Origin of the sequence: Paenibacillus sp. H1-7 (genome assembly GCF_022354825.1) — a bacterium.
In the GTDB taxonomy this organism is placed as follows: Bacteria; Bacillota; Bacilli; order Paenibacillales; family NBRC-103111; genus Paenibacillus_S.
Window position 1 is genome coordinate 6,414,140 of record NZ_CP031168.1, and the last position, 24,954, is coordinate 6,439,093.

The window sequence follows — 24,954 nt, forward strand, 5'->3', positions numbered from 1 at the left end:
GGGGTGAACCGTTCGTGGAAGCCAATGAAGATCTGGTAGAGCACCTGACCGAAGTAAGAAAACGGCTCATCATCGTGGTCGTCTGGTTCGTCCTGGCATTGTGCACCGGACTGTACGTCTCCCCGGCCATATTGGAGTATATCCGCTCCAGACCTGCCGCAATGGACGTGCAGTGGAACGTATTTTCGTTCACCGACGGCCTGTTCATCTACATGAAATGCGCGTTCGTATTCGCGGTGTTCGTGACGCTGCCTATCCTGCTCTATCACGTATGGGCGTTCGTTCGACCCGGCTTGACCGATTCGGAGGCTAAGGAAACTTTCGCCTACATACCGGCTTCGTTCTTCCTTTTCTTGTCAGGAATTGCGTTTAGCTATTATGTGGTGTTTCCGATGATGGTCCAATTCATGAAAAAGATGAATCAAACGATCGGTGCTGTGGAAACATACGGGATAGACAAATATTTTTCTTTCATGTTCAATGTGATCTTCCCTCTCGCCATCGCGTTCGAGATGCCTGTCGTCGTGCTGTTTCTGACACGAATCGGCGTGCTCACGCCGGAGAGGCTGAAGAAAACGAGAAAATACGCATACCTGGGACTAGCGATCACCGGCTCGTGCATTTCGCCTCCGGATTTCGTATCTCATCTGTCCGTCACAATTCCGCTGCTGATTTTATTCGAGCTTAGCGTGATCGTGTCCGGCCAATATTACCGCAAGCTGTCGGCGATGCCAAACCCGTAGCGCTTCAAGTGGCCTCGACTGGTTTGGATTACTTCCGGGCTAGGGTAATAGGATGTACAAGCCCAACTCAGCAGCGCTTTCGAAGTAAGTTTTCTTACGAAAACTCAAGTACCGCTTTCGATGCCAGTTTTATTACGAAAACTCAAGTAATGCTTTCGATGCCAGTTTTGCCTACGGCAAAACTCTTAGGAGGAAAAAACATGTTCAACAACATCGGGGTTTCAGGGCTGATCATCATCTTGATCATTGCGCTGATCGTATTCGGTCCGGCCAAGCTTCCGCAGCTCGGAAGAGCGTTCGGCGATACGCTTCGCGAATTCCGCAATTCGACAAGAGGCATGGTCGATGACGGAGACGATAAAAGAGATGAACCCATCAAGCACGCACTGGAGGAATTGAAATGAAAAAATGGCACCTGCTGTTACTAACGATCCTGTTCGTCTTAAGCATGACGGCCTGTGGAGGCGGCAAAACAGCGACGCCTACCCCTTCGCCATCTCCATCCCCTGCAGCCGGAGGCACAACCGGCGGTACGGCTGGAGGCGGTACGGTTAATGCCGAAGCGATTTACAAGCAAAGCTGTATGGCTTGCCACGGCGGCAACCTGGAAGGGAAAACAGGCCCGAGCCTAGCTGCTGTCGGCGGCAAATTAAACAAAGATCAAATCGCCACCAAAATCTCCAATGGCGGGGGCGGTATGCCAGCCTTCAAAAATCAGCTGAAGGATACCGAGGTTCAAGGGCTTGCCGACTGGCTGGCGGCCAAAAAATAGCATTAAAAAGAGAAGGCCCCCAAGCCTTCTCTTTCTTTTTTACAAGCCTTAGATGACGACGCCGCAATGAGCGCAAAACTTGGCATCCATTTCGTTGTAATTTTTGCAGGAACGGCACATGACCTGAACTGCCTCGTCCGACTCCTCCGTACGCTGGAAATCTTGAAACTGGAACCCGCACACCGGACAAAATTTTACGTCGCTCGCAACGACTTTCCCGCACCGGCATTCTTTTTCATTTTTGGCCAGCTTGATTTTGACTTCCAACGCCTGAATGCCCTGCTTCAGCAGAGCAATATGGTCGCAGTATGCTGCTACGTCCCGCTCGGAGCTCTTCCAGTTGCCGGCTGTATGCGATTGATATATCGATTCTCCGATCAATGTGAACGCCTTCTCGATTTCTTTCTCTTTCGAAGCGATTTGCGTTCTAAGCTTCGTCATTTCTACGGTTTGCTGCGCTTTTTTGGCGGCCTCGGACGCTCCTTGCTTCATTTTGTCGAAAAATGACATCGGACAAGCCTCCCTTGGATCTTCTGATTTCTTATCATTATCCATATGACGGAACCTACCCTCCGCATGCCATTTTCAACCAGAGATCATTGTGATAAAAAAGCCCCACCCCGGCTATATCAGCAGGAATGGAGCTTAGCAGCAATACTTATGGATAATTAGTTCGCAGCTTCTTGACTTTGCAGCTTGCGAAATTTGGCATACATAGCGAGCCGCCACGGAAGAAGCATACCGAAAGCAAGCAGGAAAAAGATCGCGCCGGTCTGCGGCAATGACACATACTGCTCAATAACCTGCCGCAGCAGCACACGGATAAGCAGCAAGCCGATAAGAATGAACGCAAATACTTTCGACTTTTTCATATAAACGTGTCCTTCACGCTGCTCTAACTGCGAATACCGTATTAACGGATACGAGAACAAAAGGGCGCCGATCAGCAGTGCGGCGATGCCCCAAGTAAAGGGAATGCGGGTGAAGGGAACCGCGAACATAAGAAAGCCCGTACTCATAGCCAGCGGCGGAATAAGCAGCTTTCTCGGATTAACCGGCTTATTGGTCGAACGCATACGGACAAGCATTGCCATCGTTGCCGTCATCGCAGCGCCTATCGTCACGGTCGTTTGCAAATTTACGATATGCATGTCGCTCACCGTCCTGTATTTTAAGAAATCGATCATCACTCGATCCGATAGCTCATTCATCTATTCTTATAGTATAACGAATACGATTGCGTAAAGTAAGTATGTTACTGCTGGAACTTTTGGTCGCGAATGAAGCGGATTCTCGTCTGGATATGGTCGCGGCTCGTAAAATGCCCGTTGAACGGAAACACGCATAAATGCTTGTCTGCCGTTATCCGGTTGTACACCGCAAAGATCGTTTCGGGCATGCAGACAGTGTCTTTCAGCCCTACGGACATCAGCACCGGCTTGTTCAGCTTGTGGACGAGGTTCAGCATGTCGAAATAGCTCAACGTGTACAGCACCTGCTCCAATGACTCCGGATGGCTTGACACGAAGTCCGCCGCTTCCTTCAGCGATCCCGTCGAATGGAAGATGCCGAAATCCATATGGCACATGTTAGGGATGTCCGCAATCACTTTGCACGGAATGTCGCTTAACGCACCGGTTATTAGCGCAAGTCCGCCTCCCTGACTCTCCCCGGAGACGATAATGGAGCCTGGATCGATCTCCGGCTGCTGCGCAGCCCATTGCACGGCTTTGATCGCATCGACCGTAATAGCGCGGTAGTAGCTTTGGTAAGGATCCAAAATCCCTTGAGTGATCCAGCCTTTTCTCATCCCGTAATGCAGGGGCAGAAGATTGCCGGTCTCACCGCCTTGTCCCCTTACATCGACCGCAAAGACAGCGAAGCTCGCCAAAAGCCAGGCTGCATGATGCTCGGGAATCCCCTTGCTTCCGGTATACCCATGGAAGGAAACGATGCAAGGCAGCGCTTCGCCCGATTGCATAGAGAACCGCGGCAGCAGATACCATCCTTTAATAGGCGTAGCGTCAAACCCGTTATAAGTCACACGGTACGCGTCGATATAGGCCGAGCTCGTTGAAGTAAGCTCCCTTCGGTCATGGAACGGAGCCTTCGCGCTCTCCTGCAATGTCGCTGTCCAAAACACATCAAGATCGGCCGGAGGTGTCGGCTCAGGATGATAGGCGTAAAGCTCCGCTTGTTTTTTATCCAAGTAATGAATAACCATCACGTCCTTGTTTTATTATTAACTATATAGGATAAGGTCCGGATAAGGCAATGCTTTCCATTCGAAGAATCGTCCTGCACTCGGAACCAAACGGTGTATTTACAATTTACGGGTTAGGTGCTAATGTGGTTATTAAACATATATATATAAAATGTTTTAAAATATGCGACACTTGTTCGTACCTTGCACTTGGCAAGACAACAAACTACAGGAGGCTACCGTTATGAAAGAACGACCGGCGGATTCGACACCATCATCCATCCAGCCTTCGGCTAAAGAGCCGTTGTGGACCAGCCGTTTTATTATGCTGTCCGTTGCCAATCTCTTTTTGTTTTTTGGCTTTCAAATGCTGCTGCCAACCATCCCGGCCTATGTAACTCAATTGGGAGGCGATAATTCCGCCATCGGCATGGTTATTTTCATTCTTACGTTGTCCGCGCTGATCGTCCGGCCTTTTTCCGGCGCGGCACTCGATATGTTCTCAGGCAGACTAATTCTTGTAGTCGGCTCGATCATTACTTTGATAGCTATCGGAAGCTATATTATCGCCGCCAGCGTAGGGATCATCTATTTGCTCCGCGTCGTTCACGGCATCGGCTGGGGCATTTCGACGACGACGTACGGGACGATGGCTTCCGACATCATCCCCGCTTCCCGGCGAGGTGAAGGCATGGGGTATTTCGGTCTAGCTTCTACGCTGGCCATGGCATTGGGCCCTATGAGCGGTATCGCTATTATGAAAACCTATGATTACTCCGTCTTGTTTATCGTCTCGTTCTCGTTGACCTTCTGCTCGCTGCTGGTTTCCTTGCTGCTTCGAGGAAGCGGCAAACCGTCGAAGGAGGCTACTGCGAATAAGACGGCGCCTGCAATTCCCGCGGCCAACAGCAGTCTGCTGTCCCGACTTGTCGACAAGCAAGCATTGTTCCCGTCGCTTCTGGTGCTGCTCATCGCCGTTACATACGGAGGGATCGTGAGCTTCATAACCTTATTCGGCAATGAGCAAAATATCGCTAATGTCGGCTGGTTTTTCTCGGTTAATGCACTGATGCTGTTTCTGGTGAGACCGGTATCCGGCAAAATATTCGATACCAAAGGTCATGTATGGGTTCTCCTCCCGGGAGCCGTGTTCAGCCTCGCCGGGCTGCTTCTTCTGTCCTACACGTCGGGGACTCCGATGCTGATGCTGGCCGCCGCCTGCTACGGCATCGGATTCGGCGCGATCCAGCCTTCGCTTCAGGCATGGACCGTGCAGAGGGCCGCTCCCGACCGGCGCGGCGCGGCTAACGCGACCTTTTTCTCGGCGTTCGATCTCGGGATCGGCCTCGGCGCTTTAATTCTCGGCCCCATCGCTGCAGCGACCAACTATGCGGTGATGTACCGGCTGTCAGGCATCATGTTCGTAATCTACCTGGTCGTCTACGTTGTCTACATCGGGCGGGAGCGGAAGACTGCACTCCTCGGCAGCACTTCGAGTAGCTAAGGAGTGCTGCTGGAAGGGTTAAGGGCTGTAAGACGGAAATTCCGCCTTACTAGGCCCTGCGGCGCTGGCGACCGCTTCTGTAAGACGGAAAAAGCGGCTTACAGCGCCGGAGAGGCCGCGCGGCGGCGGCTTTCTCCCGCTGTAACGCGGAAATTCCGCCTTACAAGGCCTTGCGGCGCTGACGGACGCTTCTGTAAGACGGAAAAAGCGGCTTACAGCGCCGGGGAGGCCGCGCGGGGGCGGCTTTCTCCCGCTGTAACACGGAAATTCCGCCTTACAAGGCCCTACGGCGCTGACGGATGCTTCTGTAAGACGGAAATTCCGGCTTACAAATGAGCTGCCGCAAAGCGCGGCGTAGCCCGCTCGTAAGATCCTGCAATCAGACGCCCGTGCCCTCTGATCAGAACAAAAGAAAAGTCGTAGTTATGCTGCCCAAGGGCAATATAACTACGACTTTTTTCAATTTACAGCTTCATCATTGGATCACTCGTATGGTCTCGCTGCCGGAAAAGCTTTTTCCGCCCGTCATGCTGCCTACAATCGTTACTTTCGTGCTGCCGCTCGCACTGCCGAGCGCATCAAGCACTTGCTTCCGGTCGAAACGGACCATCACGATTTTGAACCGGTCTTTGCCTTGGACCCGGTCCCCGAATTCCCACGGACTTAATTGTGCCTGCACCGAAGCTCCGTTAACTTGCAGCTTTACCGAGGATTTATCGATGGTGGATACATCGTAACCTGCAGGGAGCTGAATGAACGCCAGGAAATGAGGCACTCCCACCGGATTTTTGGCCATAATGACGTTAGGAACTATCTCCACCTTGGCCTCCACCGCCACCTGGAAGGCAACGGACTGCGTGATGCTGTTGCCTGCTTTATCCCGAGCCGTAACCGTCAGCGTATTGCTGCCCGCTAACTGGGCTAGGCTGACGGTTTGCCCGTCCACAACCGGCTTGCCGTTCAATGCAGCGGACACGGTATCGACACCCGATAAGCTGTCGTACACGGCATAAGATACCGTCATCGACTGGGAAGTCGTATACGAGGATGCGGTATTTATAACAACGGCAGGCTTTGTTTTATCTAGATGGATGCCATACACGGCAGCTGTCGCCGTGTTCCCGCCCCTGTCCATCGCCGTTCCCGTAACAGTCTGATTCGCACCTTCGGATGAGATGATTTTCACCGAATCGACGGACGCTATTCCCGATCCGCTGTCAACAGCCGTAAACCGCACCGTCACATCCGAATTGTACCATCCGTTAGCGTTAGGCCGGGTCACAGCTTCTCCCGTGATTACGGGAGGCTTCGTATCGACTACGGTAACCGTCTGCTTGGACGTAATCGTGTCACCCTGCGCATCCGTCGCAGTCCAAGTCACCGTCGTCGTACCGAGCCGAAAATCCTGCGGCGCGTCGTTAGTGACTACGGCGCCTTCTGATGCGACAGCGGTGCCGATCTCAACCGGCGTTCGTTCGCCCGTCGCTTCTGCAGTTACATTGGCCGGAGCCGTCAGCTGCAGGTTGGAAACATAGTACACACTGATTTCGTTGATCGTCGGCTCTTTGCTCACACCCGACTCTTTCTTCGTCGAGAACATCCACAGGCGCAAATACTGCGCAGTGACCGGAGCGAAGCTGATCGTCTTGTTCGCGCCTATCGACGTCCCTTCGGTACCGGGAATATCGACATAGTTAATGCCGTCATCCGAAGCCTGCAGCACGTAAGAATCGACGCGCGGATACGAGCTTTCATTAATGACCGCTTGGTTGAACCGGACTTCATTCCCGAAATCGACAAGCAGATATTGATCCGTCACGCTGCCTTTGGCTGCAGACCAGCGGGTTGAAGTATTGCCGTCGAACGCTTTGCCAGCAGTGTAGGTGTCGCTCCATTGTGACGAAGCGGCGTAGGTTTTGTTCAACGTAAAGCTGTCTTGAACAACCTGAATCGTCAGCACGGCGCTGCTGCCCGAACTGAAAGTAAACGTGACAGGGTATTGCCCAATAGCTAACTTGCTCAAGTAGGCGCTTTTAAAAGTAACCGAGGTCCCGGTAGCGGTATAATCGGTTCCTTCCTTAAGAACGCCGGCGGCGTCACGGATGGACACCAGCGTGTTGCCGTTCAGATTCAACGCAATCGAGCTGTCTCCCGAGCCCAGCGCATACTTCAAGGTCGACGAACCAAGCTCTGCGCTGGCAGGCGGTTGAACGTACACGGTGAGCAGCGACTCATTCCCTGCGCTGAAAGCAAACGTAAGCGTATGCGGTCCAATCGGCAGCTTGGACAGGTATTGTTTGTTCAACAGGACGGATGTCCCCTGATTCACGAAATCGACGCCTTCGATAAGCCGGCTGGACGCATCGGATACGGAAGCCAGCGTATTGCCGTTCAGATGAACGCCGACCGCGACATCCCCGCCATTTTGCATGAACTGAATGGACGGAACGGTCAGAGCGGAATGAGCCTGCGGCAAGCCGGCCGCTTGAATGCCGATTTCGCCGAACGGAATAGGCAGGAATTCCGGTATTTGGGTGTAAATGACCGAATCGTTCCGCAGCTGAAAGTTGCCGTTCGCCGGATCCACGAACCCGAGAGCATTTTTATCGGCATAGGTCAGGTTGTTGGCAAACGTGCCGAGCTGCATGTTGCGGTTCACGTCTCCCGAAATGGCCCCGCTGCTCACAATTGCATTGTTGCGGACGACATTCCGTTTCGGCAGCAACGGCTCGTCGTTTAAAATATCGGGCAGCGTAGGATAACGCTCTCTCCAGAGATCGCTTTGATAAGGAACCTGATTGAATTTGCTCATCAGTGAATTATAGTTCGTCTCACCCGGCTTATAATCACGGGTCATGAAGGCGATGGACGTTCCCGAGTCGATGACGATATTGTTCTCGACAATATTTTCCCGTCCGTTGGCCAGCTTGAACGCCTGCTTGCCGATCTTGGAAAAGACGTTACCCCGCATCTCCACGCCGCTCATGTAATCGTCCAAATAAATAGCAGCGGTAGAAACGCGCAGATCGCTGGCGATAATATCATGGAAATAATTATAGCGAATGGCATTGCCGCGCCATACGAAGCTTCTACCCGAGTAAATGGCCGACGCGTCCGCCGTTTCTTTGACCACGTCATAAATTTCGTTATACTCCATCACATGGTCGTTCCCTCGGAACTGGATCGCGAGGTGGGGCGCATCATGCATTTTGTTATGCGTCGCCCGGTTGCCGACTCCGTTCAGCTCCACCGCAGAAGTATAGGTTAGTTTGATTCTGGCGTAGTCGTAAATATCGTTATTGTCGGCATAGTTCCCCGCCGGAGTCAGAGTCGTGAAGTCCCCTCCATTTAATGAGACGCCACCATTGCCCATGCTGTAAATCCGGGAGCCGTAGACGCCGTTGTTGCGTCCGCCGTTAATTTTGACCGCGTAGCCGCCCATCTTGCTGATTTCGCTGTAACGGATCTGGTTGTTCTCGCCGCCGGTTATATCGATGGCATTACCGCGATGAACCTCCATCGACAAACCGCTGAAAATAATATTCGATGCATTGTTCATCGTTATCATGTTTTTGTTGAATAGAGACAGCTGAATCTTTTTGCCTTGTACGGGGGCAGGAGGATAAAAATAAAGCTTTCCTGCATTGCGGTCCAAATACCATTCACCCGGAGCATCGAGCTCTTCCAAAATATTGTAGAAGTAAAACCGCTGTCCGGCTTTCATCGCATAGCTCGTTCCCTTGTATGTCTCGATCGTTTTCCGGTCCCAGTCGATCGATTTGATCTCCAGATCGTTCGTAGCCCAGTCGTTACCCCAATACCCGAGCATCCACGTATAGTCGCTGCTGGACCATTTGCGCAGCCCGTCATCCTTATAACTAAACGTATAGCCCGTTCCCGCTGTGCTATTCGGGGTGTACACGACCTGGTTGACCGTCGTAAAACCGCTGTTCGGCCATCTGGCCAAGGTCATGACATTGCCGTTAAAAAACAGCTCCGGAGCCACCGCTGTATTGCTTCCTAGAAGCCCGTAATCGGTAATGCCAAGTGCATTCAAATCGACCTGAACCACTTTACCTGCGACTTCCTGCGGAATGCGTGCCAGCACGGCAGCATCCGTAACCGGCTGAAACAACGATGTATCCAGCGTATCGCCGCCGAGGAAGGATACTTTTTCTCCGCCATAGGCTTGGTACACAACAGGAGCGCCCTCCGCCCCGGAATCCCGTTCATCCAGCTGAAACGTATCCGTGAATCGGTATTCGCCGCCCCGGATGTTCACCGTAACACCGGATGCAGGCAGTCCGCCGGCGCCCTTTCTTTCGCGAATCGTATCCCTCGCTTTTTCCATCGTAGCAAATGGGCTGTTCAATGAACCGTCATTCGTATCGCTGCCGTTAGTGGCTACGTACAGCTGCATGGGTCCTTCCTGTGCTTGCACCCTATGTCCTCCCTCCCCCCATGGCAAGCTGCCGAAAATCAGCGCACTTGCAACAAGCAGCGCCTTCCATCGCCTCGTTGGTCTCATCATTTCCCGCCTCTCCTATGTAAAGTGCCGTGAGCACGTATCGAGCCCACCACACCATAATACAGCGCTTACATAGTAAGAAGAAGTTGTCTGCCTAACCTTTATTGTTGTAAAACTAACCTGCCGAATGGAGCCGCATTATCGGTTCGTCCTGGCGCTTGCTGCAGGTATATTCCTGTAATCCGAAGGAGTCGCGCCGGTATGCTTCTTAAAAGCCGCCGAGAAATACGACACGTCGTTAAAGCCTGTCCTGCCGGCTACTTCGCCTACAGTCAGTTCGGTCGAAGCCAGCAGCTGCTGCGCCTTTTCGAGCCTGCGCTCATGGATATATTTCATCGGCGGCGTGCCCATATGTTTTTTGAACATGCGAATGAAGTAATTGGGGTGGAAATGGGCATGGAGGGACAGCTGCTCGATAGTAAGCTCCTCGGCCAAATGGGCGTCGATATAATGCAAGGAATCAATCAGTTTGCGTTCGATTGCGGAGCCCATGTGATGATGCTGGTTGGCCAATGCCTGTTCGAGAAACAGACTGATGACGGAGAACAGAGCGGCCTGAATCCGGATCGATGCCGTCGGGCCGCGTGTGGAATAATGATGTATCATCTCTTCAAAGTGCCGCTGCATGGTGCCGGCATCCTCCACCTGAACGAGGCAGGGAAGATTCAAACGGTTCAACAATCTGCCGAAATTGATGTTAGATTTGAAATGGCACCAATATTTCGTATAGGGCGTGCCACCAGTGGTGGAGCACGAATGCTTCACTCCGCCTGGTATCAGCATCAGCTCCCCGGGCCGGGGATAAAAAAGCTCGTTGCCGATCTGCACCCACCCTTCTCCGTCGCGTATGTAATACAGTTTGTTGTAGGTAGGGGAAATATGCAGCATTCTCCAATCCTGCGTACATCTCGACAGCTTGGCATTCAGTAGCTGCACCTGCAAATACGACAGCTGGCGGTTTAACAATTGCGCTGCGACTTTATCCAACTCCATCCCCCCATTTTATCCGCTGTTATGCTTAGCTCCCTTTACTTTCTATTTCCGGACTTCGTTCCCCTTCTTGTTTCGTATAGTAGATTTGCAGCGGACGCGTATTCTTCTCCTGTACCTAAAAAAATGCGCCACGGACGCAAGCAAGCTCCAGGTCCGGGCGCACAAACCGGCTAAATGACGTAATCCAACACCTGCTCGTAAGTGGCATAGATTTTCGTATCCTTCATGACAGGCGTGTAGGCATGCAATGAAACGACCCTTTCTTTACCTTCATTGCACATCTGATGAATTTGACCGGTTGGAGCATACATGAACTGGTTCGCCTTCACGATGCTTGCTCCGCTCTCATAAGCGTACCCTCCCGTCCCCAGCCGGTAGTGACGGTTCGTCAACTGGCCCTCGAGCACCAAAGCACATCCTTCCGATGCCCCGTGATCGTGGATGTAAGTCTCCCTTCCTGCCGGCAGATGGATCAGGATGACCTCCACTTCGTCCGACCGGAACAGGACGGTTCTTCCATAGGGCAAACACGACGGCTCTTCGACATACGAGGATACCTCTTCCGGATTCATATCCAGCTGCTGCATCAACGCTCTCAATTCATGGGGAGACGGACTTTTGACATGCTGAAACGCTTGCCCGATGGCTTCAAGTAGTTTCATGGTGGTTAACCTCCATTAATAACTTTTTCTGCAGATACGCATAAGAAAATCTTATAATGTATGGTTTATTCCGCTAATGCCCTGCAGGTGCCTGTATCGCGCACAAAATCGCCTGAAAAAAACGCATAAACAACAAAAAAACACCGGGCTGTTCGCGCCCAGTGTCTTCTTTTCGCCTGAATCGGTATCGCCAGAATAGGTATCGCCTCAACCGTTGCTGTATTATGCTTAAGCGTTCTGCAGATGCTTTAAACCTTCCCGCCTGCTCAAAGGCTTCAATTCATGACTGTCGATAAACTGCTGAACCGAGCCCGGATTTGTTTTGGCATATTCCCGCAGCGCCCAGCCGATCGCTTTTTGAATAAAAAACTCGTTCGAATCCGCCTTGCGGACAATGTAGTCATAGAGCAGCTTCTCATCCGTATGCTGTTTATATTTCAACTGAAACAAAATCGCAGACCGGTTCAGCCACATATTATCCGATTCAATCCAAGGCTCCGCATACATCGCAATCAGCTCCGGATACTGTCTGAGCAGATGCCCCGCCATATTCGGCGCGATGCCGTCGACCGTATCCCACCATGACTTATTGACAATAAGCCGCTCCAACAGGCTCATATGGTTCGGATTCAGCCTTTTGACCGATTTGGCCAATATATCGAGCGCCGTGTACTGATACTCCCGCTCCGGCAAATTCCACAGCTCCGTTATGATATCGGGGAGCAGCTCGATCGACGGCACTCCCTGCTCCTGGATGAATTGCTTGAACAGCGATTCACGCTGAGGTTTCCTTATTCCCAGAAATTCAAACTGGTTCCGCATGTATTGCTTCATCGCTACGGCATCCTCAGCGTTGTGGTGCTGTGCGAACATTCGAACGATTTGCTCCGTGTATGCGTTCATCGGGCCCCTCCGAATCCAATGTAAAGGAACCACATCGTTCCCTTTATCCTTCCATTATACCATTGTGTGGCGTAGCCCGTCCTCTTTTGCTACACTGAAACTTATTACTATCAACAAGGGGGACATTGAAAAGTGCCTGGATTTTTACTCGATTTGGACGGAACTTTATATCATGGAGATTCGCCGATTGCCGGAGCGGCATCGTTCATACAATGGTTGAAGGAACAGGGCTATCCGTACTTGTACGTGACCAACAATTCCTCTCGTACGCCGGAGCAGGTAGTGGAGCATTTCGCCAAGGTAGGCATTGAGGCAAGTCCGGAAGAAGTGCTGACCTCCTCCCAGGCGGCTGCCTTATACATGCAGGAACGGAAGAAAGGAAACCGCGCTTATATCATCGGTGAAAATGGTCTGCAGCAAGCGATGCGCGACGCAGGCTTCGAATCGGTGACGGAAGGGCCGGCCGACTTCGTCGTGCAAGGGATCGACCGCAGCTTCAATTACGAGTTGCTGGCGGAAGCCGTCAGCCGCATTCGCGCAGGAGCGGAATTCGTGCTGACCAATCCCGATCACTTGCTCCCGTGGAACAACGAGCTGCGTCCCGGCGCCGGATCGATCGGCGCATCGATCGAGCGGGCCAGCCAAACCGAGCCCGTAGTCATCGGCAAGCCGTCGCCGATTATTATGAATTACGCCATCCGCAAGCTCGGATTGCCGGCGGAGCAGATTTGGGTTGTCGGGGACAACCTGCTGACGGACATCCGCGGCGGTATCGCAGCGCAATGCCGCACCGCGCTCGTGCTTACCGGGCTCATCAGCCGGGACACGCTGCAGGAGCAGCTGCAGCGGACCGGGGTCGAGCCCGACTTGGTTTGCGACAGCTTGACGGATCTGGCCGTCAAGCTGTCGGAGGAGGCCTAACCGCCGCCTCGTGCCGGCGGACGGCCAGCTCTTAGCGAGACGCGGCTTCTTGCGGAAGAAGCCGCGTCTCGCTTGCGGGATCATCGCGGCGATACCGTCTATCGCCGCCGGCAAAACAAAAAGAAGCCGCACGCGCACCCTCCGGTGCTCGCTGCGGCTTCTTGCTATTGCTCCTCGAGCGGAATTCCACGCTCCGCCATCCGTCCGTCCTTCGCGTCCTTGACCATCCGCTCCAGACAGCGAAGCTGGGTTAGGCCGTGCTCGTAAGCATTCATCATCATGTGCAGCACGCCGCGGGAGACGATGGGGATGTGCTCCTCGTACAGCTCTCGCATTTGGCGCACCCGCTTTTTCTGCTCCTCCAGCCTGCTACTCAGGATACGGTGAATTTCCTCCTGATCCCCGTCCTTGGCAAACATCAGTGCCGTCCCCATAGGATCGTACAGCTCCTTCTGCTCCTCGAACTGCTGTAGAAGGAGCTCTTGAAAAAGCTCCTTCCCCTGATCGGTAATCCGGTAAATCGTCTTATCCGGACGGTTGCTGTCTCTTACGACTTCCACGGTCTCTATCAAGCCCTCTTTACGCAGCTGATCGATAGCGTAATAGAGGGATCCGTCCCGCATTTTAATATAATGATGCATTTCGCGTTCTTTCATCGTTGCGCGTATTTCATAGGGATGCGCATTGTTCTCCATAAGCAGCCCCAAAATGACGAGCTTCATCGACATCGGCTTTTCCTCACCCTCCCGGCAAACTCGGCACTGTACATGTTACCGTACGCTGCCGCGGGAGATCAAGCTTTAACTTGCTCGGCATGCATAGCCTTTTGCTGCGATGCGGCAATTTCCATTTTTGCTTTTCCCATCAACAGCACGAACACGAGTCCGACAGCCGCCATAAACACCGTGCAGGCGAATACAAAGGCAATCGAATCGGCCAAAGCGATGATCATCTTTTGCAGCTCCGGTCCCGGTATGGATGCTCTAACTTGAGGCTGCAGCAGCACCTGCGCATCGACAGGCTTTCCGGCTAGCTCGGAGCCGGGGAGCGATTCCGCCAAATTCGCTTTCAGAGCTGCGGCTTGAACCGCCCCGAACACGGTAACGCCAATGGCCGAGCCGATCGACCGGAAAAAGCTGACCAGCGAAGTCACAATCCCGCGCTGCTGCGGACCGATTTGGTGCAGCGCCGACATCGATGTAACCGGGAACGAGACCCCAACGCCGAGACCCATCACAACCATATACAACGTAACGACCCAGCGCGGCGTAGTCACCGAAACCATGCTGAGAAGCAAGGTCGCGATAAGAAGCAAAGTGACCGATACGAGCATAATATTCCGGTAGCTCGTTCTGCCGATAAACCTTCCGCCCAAGGTAGAGCTCGCTACTACTCCGAGCATCATCGGCGTTAATACTTGCCCGGCGCTAGTTGCCGAGCCCTCGAATACTCCCTGGATAAACAGGGGAATATAGGAGGCAGCGGCCATCATAATCGCGCCATACACCAGGCTTGCGCCCATGCTGGAGCTGAACAGCCGGTTGCGGAACAGCTGCAGCGGCACGACCGGAGCGGGAACCTTCGTCTCCACCCACAAGAACAAGACGAACAGGAGCACGAAGCCGCCGAACAACCCGTAGCTTGGCAGCGAATTCCATGCAAACTCCTTGCCTCCGAGCTCCAAGGCGAACATCAGGCACAAGATGGCGCCGGCGAACGTAACCGTTCCGAGCCAGTCGATCTTCTGATTGCGGTTCGTAGGCAGTGCAGGATGATAGAACAAGGCGATAAGAGCAAAGGAGATAACGCCTAACGGCAGGTTAATGTAGAAAATCCAGGTCCAATCCACATTATCCGTAAAATAAGCTCCTGCCAGCGGTCCCAGCACACTGGATATGCCGAAGACGGCGCCGAACAGCCCTTGCATTTTCCCCCGCTTCTCCGGAGGGAACAAGTCGAAAATAATCGTGAACGTAATAGGCATCAGCGCGCCTCCGCCGATCCCCTGAATCGCCCGGTAAATGATCAGCTCGAGCATGGACGACGACATGCCGCACAGCGCGGAGCCGATCATGAATACGCCGAGACCAAGCAGGAAAAACAGCTTTCTCCCGTACATATCGGACAATTTGCCGAAGATAGGCATCGATACGACGTTGGCGATCAAGTAGGCGGAGAACACCCATACGAATTTGTCCAAGCCGCCAAGCGTTCCGACGATGGTAGGCATCGCAGTCGATACGATGGTCTGATCGAGCGAGGCGAGCAGCAGTCCGAGCATCAAGCCCGCAATCGTCCAACGGACATTTGATTTTTTTGGTGGCATTAAGTCTTCCCTCATTTCCATGGTTTTGCTACACTAGATATTATATTCAAATTTGAATAGTATTCAAGTGATTTAACTATTTATTAATAAAACTATTTTGGCACTAAAGTAGTTTTTGTTTGCTCCCTCCCTTCAAGTATCATATAATGGTACTATATTGAGAAAAGGTTTTTATATTTTTTGTAAAGTTGATAAATATAATCTATTTTATCGCGCTGTAAACCGTATGTATGAAACATATAACCCCTTTGGGAGAGGAGGGTCCGGTATTGAATTTAAACCAATTGGAGACACTGCTTACCATTTCCAAAACCATGAGCTTTCGCAAAGCGGGAGAGGTTCTGAACCTTACGCAGCCCGCCGTATCGGCCCAGATCAAAAGCCTGGAGGACGAGTTCAAGACGGTGCTGGTCGACCGCAACCAGCCTGTGACACTGACCGATAGCGGAAGGGTATTCCTTGAGCATGCGGAGCTTATCCTGCAGACTGTTGAGGATTTGAAGCAGCGTCTCGCCGATTTGAACAGTACGCCGCAAGGGCATATCCACCTCGGAACGACAACTTCGATCGCCATTCAAATATTGCCGCGGGTACTATCGTATTTCCAAGATCAATTCCCGCTGATCAAAACGACCATCCATTCCATGACATCGTCGCAAATCATGCAAAACGTCGAGAACGGTAACATTGACATCGGCATTACGTACCTGTTCGAAAAGCACCCTGCACTGGAATGCTCCGTGCTGTATTACGATACCTTCGAGCTCGTCGTTTCTCCGCAGCACCCGCTTAGCCGGTTTCAGCATGTGCCTATCGAGAAGCTTCAGGACATTCCCCTGATCATGCTATCTCCCGAGACCGCAGGACGGCGATTCGTCGATCAAATATTCAAACAGCGGTTCCTTACGCCGCAAATTGTCATGGAGCTGTCCAGCAGTGAGGAAGTGAAGCGGATGGTCGAGCTGAATCTGGGCGCCGCGATCATCTCCAAGATGTCCATTGCTACTGAGCTAAGACTCGGTACCTTAAAGATGATTAAAGTAAACGAGCTGGAGAGCAGCCATCCCGTCGGCGTCGTGTACAAGTCGGGACGCTACTTGAGCTCCGCTTTGCATCAGTTTTTGCAGGATTTGAAAGGCATGCAGGAAACTCAATTTATCGGATCGGAGTGATTATGTTGAAATTCGATTTGCATACCCACCACGAGCGTTGCGGCCATGCATTGGGGACGATTCGCGACTATATTGAAGCCGGCATCCGCCATGGTCTGTCGGTGATCGGGATTTCCGATCACTCTCCTTATTTTGCAAGCGACGTTGACCGGGAGCAGCCGGGTATTGCCATGGCCAAGAGCGAATTCAGCCGTTATGTGGAGGAAGTGCTTAAGCTGAAACAGGAGTACAGCGGCAAAATCGATGTGCTGCTTGGCTGCGAGTCGGACTATTTTCCAGAGCATGCGGAAGTGTACCGCAAAATTTACGAGCAGTATCCCTTCGATTATTTGATCGGTTCGGTCCATTTGTCCGGAGGCGTCAGCATTTTTAACAAAAAGCGCTGGAACGGCCTGACTGACGAGCAGAAGATCGAGCAAAAAGAGATGTATTACGATTTGATTGCCCAATCCGCCCGCAGCGGCATGTTCCAAATTCTCGGCCACATTGATGCGATGCGCGGCTTCTACCCCGCCTTCTCCGATATTCCGACGGATGCCGTCGACAAGACGCTGAAGGTGATCGCCGAGCAGGATGTCGCAATCGAGATCAATACATCAGGCAAGACGAAAGACTGCGGCGGATGGTATCCGATCGACGCCGTTCTCGAACGAGCCAACCATTTCGGCGTCAAGGTGACCTTCGGCTCCGATGCCCACAAGCCTGAGCGCGTCGGTGACGACTGGGATTTGGTCAGCAAGCGGCTCAAAGAGATCGGCTTCAAAGAATGGGTTTATTTTAAGCAAAAAGAACGTCAAATCGTTCCGCTATAAACGATGAGTACGACGGCCTTTCCTTGGTTGGGAAGGTCGTTTTATTTTACGCAAAAAAAGCCCGAACCCTTCTACAGATTAGATGTAGAGAGAATCGGACTTGGTTATGAGTAGTATGATGACTATATGCCGTTTCTTTTACTTGACGACCTCTTGCTGCGGCCGATTATGATTGAACCTGATAGGCAACGGCCCGCTTCCACCCGGCCATTTTCCGCTCACGCTCATCATCGTCCCCGTGAGGGGTGAACGTGCTTCCATGCCCCTTCAGCTGCTCGATCTCGGACGTGTCCTTCCAGAAGCCAACAGCCAGACCGGCCAGCAGCGCTGCGCCCAACGCCGTTGTTTCAATGACCTGAGGACGGACGACAGGAACTCCCAGCAGATCGGCCTGAAACTGCATCAGGAAATTGTTCTTCACCGCGCCGCCGTCTACGCGCAGCTCACGCAGGTGAATGCCCGACTCCTCCTCCATCACATTCAGCACTTCCGCGCTCTGATAGGCGATCGATTCCAACGCCGCACGAACCAGATGCGCTTTGGACGAAGCTCTTGTCAGACCCGTGATCATACCGCGAGCATCAGGCTCCCAATAAGGGGTGCCCAGCCCGGTGAACGCCGGCACGAAATAGACGCCTTCGGTATGCTCGACCGAGGATGCCAGAGCATCGGTTTCCGCTGCATCCCGAATGAGCCCCATGCCGTCGCGCAGCCATTGCACGACCGTTCCCGCATTGAAGACGCTGCCTTCCAGCGCATAGTACACTTTATCGTTAAGCTTCCATGCGATCGTCGTAATTAATCCTTTTTGCGATAGAACCGGCTTTTCTCCGGTTTGCTTCAGGACGAAGCACCCGGTTCCGTACGTATTTTTCGCCGTTCCTGCGGCAAAGCAGCCTTGACCGAACAGCGCCGCCTGCTGATCTCCGGCAGCACCCGCGATGGGAATAGCCGCCGTTCCGTCACCGAGCAGGGTCGTATGTCCGTACACTTCACTGGACGAACGCACCTCCGGCAGCATCGCCTCCGGAACTTGGAACTCCTGCAAAATGTCCTGGTCCCATTGCACCGTATGAATATTGAGCAGCATCGTGCGGGAAGCGTTCGATACGTCCGTGACATGACTTCGCCCCTCGGTCAGCTTCCAGATCAGCCAGCTGTCGATCGTGCCGAACAGCGCATCTCCCCGAGCCGCTTTCTCCCGGATCTCCGGATGGGCATCCAGTATCCATTTGAGCTTGGTTCCCGAAAAATAAGCGTCGACCACAAGCCCTGTCTTGCTTCGGATCTTGTCCTCCCAGCCCCGCTGCTTCAGATCGTCGCATATTGCGCTTGTTCTGCGGCATTGCCATACGATAGCCGGATGCAGCGGCTTGCCGGTTTGCTTGTCCCATACGACCGTCGTTTCCCGCTGGTTCGTAATGCCGATTGCGGCAATATCGGACAGTGAAACCGATTGCACCGCTTGCCGCAATACGTCAAGCTGCGTTTGCCATATTTCCTCCGCGTCATGCTCCACCCAGCCGGATTGTGGAAAAAACTGGGTAAATTCCTTTTGCGCCGTATGGACTATCGTCCCCTGCTTATCGAACACGATAGCTCGGCAGCTGGTTGTTCCTTGATCTATAGCAACGACATAACGGGGTTCATTGTTCATGTATTTCTCCTCCTCGCCGCTTCCGGAAACTCCGTAACAGTATAAACCGTTTTCAAGTTGAAATCTAACACAGGAACATTTTCTCTGTCAACTATATTGATTCTCAAGCTGTCTCATGATATGATACGGTTAATTAACAAGTTAATAATTTGGTCAGAGATTAAGAGTAGACCGTAACATACTTTGCAGAAGGCTGGAATCAGCTTCTTCTATGCAAAGGCATGTTAGCGGTCTTTTTTGTTGCTTTGAACCTTTGAACCAATCAACTAACCAAAAGGATGGATATCACATGACGACGAATTTTTCCGGAACGAACCGTTCGGAGCATAAACAAAGATTGTCTGCGCAGACGCTCGATCTGCTTGTCATTGGCGGAGGGATCACCGGGGCCGGGATAGCCCTCGACGCGAGGACGCGCGGTATGGATACAGGTCTCATCGAGATGCAGGATTTTGGCGCAGGAACATCGAGCCGTTCCACCAAGCTGATCCACGGCGGGCTGCGTTACCTGAAGCAGCTGGAATTCAAGCTGGTCGCCGAGGTCGGCAAGGAAAGAGCGATCGTCTACGAGAATGCTCCGCATGTGACGACGCCGGAATGGATGCTGCTCCCGATCATCGAGGGCGGCACGTACGGCAAGCTTGCCACTTCCGTCGGCTTGCTCGTATATGATTATTTGGCTGGAGTCCGCAGGCAGGAGCGCCGGATCATGCTGAATAAGGACAAAACGCTCACCATGGAGCCGCTGCTTCGCAAAGACAAGCTGAAAGGCGGCGGATATTACGTCGAATACCGCACGGATGATGCGCGCTTGACGATTGAAACGATGAAAGAAGCGGTGCGCCGCGGTGTGAAGGCTATCAATTACGCCAAAGCGGAGGAGCTGCTGTACGAGGAAGGAAAGCTGGTGGGAGTGCGTGCGGTGGATCAGCTGAGCGGGGAGAGCTTCGAGATTCGCGCGAAAAAAATCGTCAACGCCGCCGGCCCATGGGTCGATACGATCCGGGAGATCGACGGCTCCAAGCAGGGCAAACGGCTTCATTTGACCAAAGGCGTCCATCTTGTGATCGACGGCCAACGGTTCCCGCTGAAGCAGGCGATCTACTTCGATACGCCGGACGGACGGATGGTGTTTGCGATTCCTCGCGACGGCAAAACCTATATCGGAACTACCGATACGAACTATAACGGAGATATTGCTCATCCGCGGATGACGCTGGAGGACCGTGACTATATTTTGCGCGCGGCGAACTTTATGTTCCCAACCCTTCAGTTAGGCCCTAAGGATGTCGAGTCCAGCTGGTCGGGTCTGCGTCCGCTAATTCACGAAGACGGCAAATCGCCGTCCGAGCTCTCGCGGAAGGATGAAATTTTTATCGCGCCATCGGGTCTCATTACCATCGCCGGCGGCAAATTGACCGGTTACCGGAAAATGGCCGAGCGTATCGTCAACCTCGTCGCAAACCAGCTGGAGCAGCAGGGACATGCCGCCTACCCGGGATGCACGACAGATCAAATTAAGCTCTCCGGTGGCGATGTCGGCGGTTCGAGAGGGTTCAAGGAGTTCACCAAGCAAATGGTGCAGCAGGGAATGCGCTGCGGTTTGAAGGAAGCCGAAGCCGCCGTTCTCGTTCAGCGTTACGGCTCCAATGCGGGGCGTGTATTCGAGCTGTATCAGGCTCATCAAGAAGAAGCCAAGCAATACGGGATACCCGGAACATGGTTTGCGTCGCTGCTGTACGGCATCGAGGCCGAGATGGTATCGACCCCGCTGGACTTTTTCATCCGCCGGACGGGCGCCCTGTACTTCGATATCGCTTCCGTTCAGAAGTGGAAGCAGCCCGTCATTGCCTATATGTCCCAGCTGTACGGCTGGACGGACGAAGAGATCCTGCGTCAAGCCCGCTTGCTGGAAATGCACATTCATGATGCGGTTCAGCCGCTGGAAGCTTAATTGGCTGTCATCCCATCCTGTTTAATAATGGCTCCATATATCCCGGCGGGAGGTCGTTACGGCGACCGCCCCCGCTTGGAGAGCCTGCTCCACCTCATCCACCGTACGAATCAATCCGCCGGCCAAGATCGGTATGCCCAGCTGCTCCTTCATCTCCGCGATAATGTGAGGCATAACCCCCGGCAATACCTCGATAAAATCCGGCTTGACCTTCTCCGTCAGTTTATATGTCGTTTCCAATGCCGTCGTATCCAGCAGAAAATGGCGCTGTATCGCCAATACGTTATTTTTCTTGGCCGTGGCGATAGCGGCGCTTTTCGTTGAAATCACGCCGGCCGGCTTGATCGTCTGGCATAGAAACTCAATCGCGTATTCGTCATTTTTCAAGCCGTGGATTAAATCCGCATGGATCAGCATCTTCTTCTGGCTGCTTCTTGCCAGCTGAACGATATTCATCAATTGCGAAATATGGATATCCAGCAGCACCAAATATTGAAACTGGCTCTTCAGCAGCAGCTCCAAATCGCGCATTTTGCGGACTGCGGGAAGAACCCTCTGACCGTAAAAGCTCATTACACCTTCCCCCTTCTTGTCTATGACATTCACATTCGCTCATCCGAGCTGCTGCTCCAACGACTTGTACACGTTCGGGATCGTCACCTTGAACACCGAGCCGCTGCCCAGCTTGCTGGATACTTCAATCTTCCCTTCATGCGCTTCCACGAGCGCTTTGACAATGCTTAACCCCAAACCGACGCCTCCGCTGAAGCGCGAGCGCGATTTGTCTACTCGGTACAGCCGGTTGAACACGTACGGCAGGTCCGCAGCACCGATGCCTATTCCTGTATCCTCACAATAGATAATAGTGGAATCTATCGTCCAGTCGACGCCGATGGTCACTTTGCCGCCTTCATTCGTATATTTAATCGCGTTCGATACGATGTTGGAAATAACCTGAATCATTTTATCCCTGTCTACCTCAGCATAGCACGGAGCATTCGTGGGCATGAATTGCAGCTTGACTCCTTTGCTTTTGGCCATCTGCTGAAAATTGCGGAATACGTTCTGCGCGAGCTGAACCATGTTGACACGCCGGATATGAATTGTAAATCGGGCCGCTTCGGCTTCCGACAGCTTTTCCATATCGTTCATCAACCGGGTCAGGCGGATCAGCTCATCATAAATTTGCTGCAGCCATTCCATATCGACTTCGTAAATGCCGTCAATCATCGCCTCCAGCTGGGATAGCATGGATGTAAGCGGCGTACGCAGCTCATGAGTCAAGTCCTCCATCAGATGATGGCGCCAATCCTCCTGCTTTTTCAGCTCTCTGGACAGCTCATTCAGCGTGAGAGCGAGCCCTCTCACTTCTTCCGGCCCTTTGACTGCAGCTTGTACTTCCCAGTTGCCTAGACGGATTTTATTGGCTGTTTCCTGCAGCCTGTGCAGGTGAGTTGACAAGAGACGCGCCACGAAGAAGCTGACGATGATGGAAATCAGAATGAGAATTCCGTAAAGATACGCGGAGCGCTTATGCATCATTTCCTGGTAAGCTATTACGTTCGGATCGTTCTGATTGACCGTTTTCAAATAGCCGACTCTTAACGTGCCCCGCATTTCCCCTTTGGCCACAACGGGATATTCTTGAATAATGAGGTCCTTTTCATTTTGCACGCGGCTGAACATATCGAACCATACATTAAACCGGTCTTCCTGGTAACGGACGAGGATGCCGTATAGCGTCGCTCTTCGGGTCAACCACGATTTTTGGTCCGTATTGTAAGGTCCAACAGACAAATCTTCGTTTCGCATATCGTCGATCAGCTTGTAAGCGGTTACCTTCAACTGATCCTGCTGATACCGGTCGAATACATTTTGCCAATTGAAATTGTATCCGTACGCTATAACGGAAATAATAAGCAGGAAGCAGCTTTGAAGCGTAATAAATAAAATGACATTCATTTTGCGGAATACTCGGATCATATCATGTAGCTTCCTTCACATCAGGTTCTGCCGCAAATTTGTAGCCTGTCCCAACCAAGGTCAATATATATTTAGGATCCTTAGAATCTTCCTCGATTTTTTTGCGCAAATTTTTGACATGGGTATCGATGGACCGGCTGTCTCCTTGAAACCTGTAGCCCAGCACATGATAAGATAAATCGCTCCGCGACCAAGTCTTGCCCGGTTTGCCTGCGAATACCGTCAGCAGCTTGAATTCGGTGGTCGTCAGGTTCGCATGGACCCCTCTAACGAGCAGCGTGTTCGCTTCCAGGTCGATAACCAGCTGCCCTCTGTCGAACGTCAGAACCGTTTCCTTGGCCTTATCCGGCTTGTAGGCATGAATACGTCTGGTTAATGCATGAATGCGGGCAATGACTTCCTTTACACGAAACGGCTTGGCTATATAATCATCCGCACCCAGGTTGAGCCCTGCTATCGTATCGCTCTCACGGGATTTGGAGGTAAGCATAATGATAGGCACGACCGATTTCTCGCGAATTCGTTTGCATACCTCTTCACCTGGCAAGCCCTCCAGCATCAAATCCAGGATAACCAGATCGTAGGAGTTATTGTCAAAAAGCTGCACGGCCTCCAGGCCGTTTGCCGTACAATCGACTTCCCAACCTTCATTTTTTAAATAAGCGGTTACTACTTCGCGGATTTTTGGCTCATCTTCCACAAGTAATATTTGCATTGATAACTCCCCCCATCTCTTCATATTACTTGTCCAACCGTTATTACACAAGAAAAAAGCCTGATTTTTTCAGGCTTTTTTCAAGGATATCGGGAAGAGAAAAAAGCCTGATCGAGTCAGGCTTCCTTCCTACTCTACCAAACCGGTACGCTCCACGCCTTCGACGAACCAGCGCTGCGTAAAGGTGTACACGATCAAGACCGGCATAATGATCAGGAACGATGCCGCCATTTTGATCGGCTCTGCAAAAATGCTCGGTCCCGTTTGCTCCGCTTCAGCCGTCAAGGACGCTGCCAGACGAGACAAACTGATGGACAACGGAACTTCCTTAGCTCCGAACATATACATCGTCGGGAAGTAGAAATCGTTCCAGTTCCAAACGAAGGAGAACAAGAATACGACGATAATCGCCGAGGAGGAAATCGGAAGCATAACCCGGAAAAACACCCGGTATACACTGGCGCCGTCAATTTTAGCCGCTTCCTCCAGTTCCTTAGGCAATGTACTGAAAAACTGGCGATAAATGATGACGAACAAAGCGCCTTTCAAACCATGGCCGAAGACCGCCGGTACGATCAGCGGCAGGTACGTATTGATCCAGCCGAAATCCTTAAACAGCAGGATGGAAGGAAGAATCGTAACCTGCGGCGGCATAACGAACGTAAAGATCAAGCATACGAACCAGAACTTTTTCAGCGGGAAGTCAAGCCGCGCAAACGCATAGCCGGCGATGGCGCAGGAAATGACTTGCAGTACCGCTACGCTCAGAGCCACTGTCGCACTGATGAAAAAAGCATTCGAATATTTCAATAAGCGGAAAGCTTCCTCCAAATGGCCCATAAAGAATGAGCGCGGTACCCAGATAACCGCCGGATCCAGCAAGTTCGCCGAATCCTTGATCATCGTCGTTACCATGTAGATAATGGGCTTGATATAAATAAACGCAACGTCGATCAGAATCAAGTACATGAACAAGCGGAAGATTAAGCCTTTGTCGGCTTCCTTACCGATGAGCACTCTCTTGGTTGCCCCAAGCCATCGCATGATGGAATGGGTATCCAGTCGCACGTTTTTAATATCTCTGACTATTTTCTGCATTCCGTTAC

22 protein-coding genes are annotated in these 24,954 nt (G+C 52.2%); 8 read left to right on the top strand and 14 right to left on the bottom strand.

Annotation, left to right across the window (positions count from 1 at the left end):
• The first annotated feature begins 14 nt into the window (after positions 1-14).
• The 3 genes from tatC to DVH26_RS28355 all read left to right on the top strand — a co-directional run bounded on the left by tatC (position 15) and on the right by DVH26_RS28355 (position 1,515).
• The gene (gene tatC, locus DVH26_RS28345) at positions 15-743 is read left to right on the top strand and encodes a twin-arginine translocase subunit TatC (RefSeq protein ID WP_239628022.1); all 729 of its coding nucleotides are present in this window, start codon (positions 15-17) and stop codon (positions 741-743) included.
• Positions 744-943: 200 nt separating this feature from the next.
• Positions 944-1,147 carry a twin-arginine translocase TatA/TatE family subunit gene (locus DVH26_RS28350; RefSeq protein ID WP_239628023.1) on the top strand — a complete coding sequence of 68 codons (204 nt, stop codon included), beginning with the start codon at positions 944-946 and terminating at the stop codon, positions 1,145-1,147.
• Positions 1,144-1,515 carry a c-type cytochrome gene (locus DVH26_RS28355; protein WP_239628024.1) on the top strand — a complete coding sequence of 124 codons (372 nt, stop codon included), beginning with the start codon at positions 1,144-1,146 and terminating at the stop codon, positions 1,513-1,515. Before DVH26_RS28350 ends, DVH26_RS28355 begins: the two co-directional genes overlap by 4 nt.
• 48 nt (positions 1,516-1,563) lie before the next feature.
• Here the strand turns inward: DVH26_RS28355 and DVH26_RS28360 are convergent, their stop codons facing one another.
• The 3 genes from DVH26_RS28360 to DVH26_RS28370 all read right to left on the bottom strand — a co-directional run bounded on the left by DVH26_RS28360 (position 1,564) and on the right by DVH26_RS28370 (position 3,733).
• Positions 1,564-2,025, bottom strand: a complete 462-nt coding sequence (locus DVH26_RS28360) for a zinc ribbon domain-containing protein (protein ID WP_239628026.1) — start codon at positions 2,023-2,025, stop codon at positions 1,564-1,566.
• A gap of 158 nt (positions 2,026-2,183) precedes the next feature.
• Positions 2,184-2,666, bottom strand: a complete 483-nt coding sequence (locus DVH26_RS28365) for a CcdC family protein (protein ID WP_239628028.1) — start codon at positions 2,664-2,666, stop codon at positions 2,184-2,186.
• A gap of 104 nt (positions 2,667-2,770) precedes the next feature.
• On the bottom strand, positions 2,771-3,733 hold the full coding sequence (locus DVH26_RS28370) for an acetylxylan esterase (protein ID WP_239635515.1): 963 nt from the start codon (positions 3,731-3,733) through the stop codon (positions 2,771-2,773).
• Positions 3,734-3,962: 229 nt separating this feature from the next.
• On the opposite strand from DVH26_RS28370, the gene DVH26_RS28375 reads away from it, so the two are divergent.
• A complete protein-coding gene (locus DVH26_RS28375) occupies positions 3,963-5,222 on the top strand; it encodes an MFS transporter (protein ID WP_239628030.1) in 1,260 nt (419 codons plus the stop codon).
• Positions 5,223-5,697: 475 nt separating this feature from the next.
• Here the strand turns inward: DVH26_RS28375 and DVH26_RS28380 are convergent, their stop codons facing one another.
• From DVH26_RS28380 to DVH26_RS28395, 4 genes are all read right to left on the bottom strand, one after another.
• Positions 5,698-9,753, bottom strand: coding sequence for a X2-like carbohydrate binding domain-containing protein (locus tag DVH26_RS28380; RefSeq protein ID WP_239628032.1), 4,056 nt, complete (start codon positions 9,751-9,753; stop codon positions 5,698-5,700).
• 135 nt (positions 9,754-9,888) lie between these two features.
• On the bottom strand, positions 9,889-10,737 hold the full coding sequence (locus DVH26_RS28385) for an AraC family transcriptional regulator (protein ID WP_239628034.1): 849 nt from the start codon (positions 10,735-10,737) through the stop codon (positions 9,889-9,891).
• Between the two features lie 176 nt (positions 10,738-10,913).
• On the bottom strand, positions 10,914-11,405 hold the full coding sequence (locus DVH26_RS28390) for a cysteine dioxygenase (RefSeq protein WP_239628036.1): 492 nt from the start codon (positions 11,403-11,405) through the stop codon (positions 10,914-10,916).
• Positions 11,406-11,633: 228 nt separating this feature from the next.
• Positions 11,634-12,308, bottom strand: coding sequence for a DNA alkylation repair protein (locus tag DVH26_RS28395; protein WP_239628039.1), 675 nt, complete (start codon positions 12,306-12,308; stop codon positions 11,634-11,636).
• 132 nt (positions 12,309-12,440) lie between these two features.
• Here DVH26_RS28395 and DVH26_RS28400 point away from each other — a divergent pair, with 132 nt between their 5' ends.
• A complete protein-coding gene (locus DVH26_RS28400) occupies positions 12,441-13,229 on the top strand; it encodes a TIGR01457 family HAD-type hydrolase (protein ID WP_239628041.1) in 789 nt (262 codons plus the stop codon).
• 164 nt (positions 13,230-13,393) lie between these two features.
• Here the strand turns inward: DVH26_RS28400 and DVH26_RS28405 are convergent, their stop codons facing one another.
• Together DVH26_RS28405 and DVH26_RS28410 are read right to left on the bottom strand one after the other, a co-directional pair.
• Positions 13,394-13,957, bottom strand: coding sequence for a PadR family transcriptional regulator (locus DVH26_RS28405; protein WP_239628044.1), 564 nt, complete (start codon positions 13,955-13,957; stop codon positions 13,394-13,396).
• Between the two features lie 65 nt (positions 13,958-14,022).
• Positions 14,023-15,555 carry an MDR family MFS transporter gene (locus DVH26_RS28410; RefSeq protein ID WP_239628046.1) on the bottom strand — a complete coding sequence of 511 codons (1,533 nt, stop codon included), beginning with the start codon at positions 15,553-15,555 and terminating at the stop codon, positions 14,023-14,025.
• A 269-nt stretch (positions 15,556-15,824) separates the two neighbouring features.
• On the opposite strand from DVH26_RS28410, the gene DVH26_RS28415 reads away from it, so the two are divergent.
• The gene (locus DVH26_RS28415; protein WP_239628049.1) at positions 15,825-16,727 is read left to right on the top strand and encodes a LysR family transcriptional regulator; all 903 of its coding nucleotides are present in this window, start codon (positions 15,825-15,827) and stop codon (positions 16,725-16,727) included.
• A gap of 5 nt (positions 16,728-16,732) precedes the next feature.
• The gene (locus tag DVH26_RS28420) at positions 16,733-17,539 is read left to right on the top strand and encodes a histidinol-phosphatase (protein ID WP_239635516.1); all 807 of its coding nucleotides are present in this window, start codon (positions 16,733-16,735) and stop codon (positions 17,537-17,539) included.
• 166 nt (positions 17,540-17,705) lie between these two features.
• Here DVH26_RS28420 and glpK read toward each other — a convergent pair whose 3' ends face one another.
• A complete protein-coding gene (glpK, locus tag DVH26_RS28425; protein WP_239628052.1) occupies positions 17,706-19,196 on the bottom strand; it encodes a glycerol kinase GlpK in 1,491 nt (496 codons plus the stop codon).
• A 289-nt stretch (positions 19,197-19,485) separates the two neighbouring features.
• Between glpK and DVH26_RS28430 the strand changes: the two genes are divergently transcribed.
• Positions 19,486-21,150 carry a glycerol-3-phosphate dehydrogenase/oxidase gene (locus DVH26_RS28430; protein WP_239628055.1) on the top strand — a complete coding sequence of 555 codons (1,665 nt, stop codon included), beginning with the start codon at positions 19,486-19,488 and terminating at the stop codon, positions 21,148-21,150.
• Positions 21,151-21,171: 21 nt separating this feature from the next.
• Here DVH26_RS28430 and DVH26_RS28435 read toward each other — a convergent pair whose 3' ends face one another.
• The 4 genes from DVH26_RS28435 to DVH26_RS28450 form a co-directional block, all read right to left on the bottom strand.
• Positions 21,172-21,723 carry a glycerol-3-phosphate responsive antiterminator gene (locus DVH26_RS28435; protein ID WP_239628058.1) on the bottom strand — a complete coding sequence of 184 codons (552 nt, stop codon included), beginning with the start codon at positions 21,721-21,723 and terminating at the stop codon, positions 21,172-21,174.
• Positions 21,724-21,762: 39 nt separating this feature from the next.
• The gene (locus tag DVH26_RS28440; RefSeq protein ID WP_239628061.1) at positions 21,763-23,133 is read right to left on the bottom strand and encodes a sensor histidine kinase; all 1,371 of its coding nucleotides are present in this window, start codon (positions 23,131-23,133) and stop codon (positions 21,763-21,765) included.
• 1 nt (position 23,134) lies between these two features.
• Positions 23,135-23,848, bottom strand: a complete 714-nt coding sequence (locus tag DVH26_RS28445) for a response regulator transcription factor (protein WP_239628062.1) — start codon at positions 23,846-23,848, stop codon at positions 23,135-23,137.
• A gap of 129 nt (positions 23,849-23,977) precedes the next feature.
• Positions 23,978-24,946 (bottom strand): carbohydrate ABC transporter permease, encoded by a 969-nt coding sequence (locus DVH26_RS28450; RefSeq protein ID WP_239628063.1) that lies wholly within the window; start codon positions 24,944-24,946, stop codon positions 23,978-23,980.
• Positions 24,947-24,954: the final 8 nt, after the last annotated feature.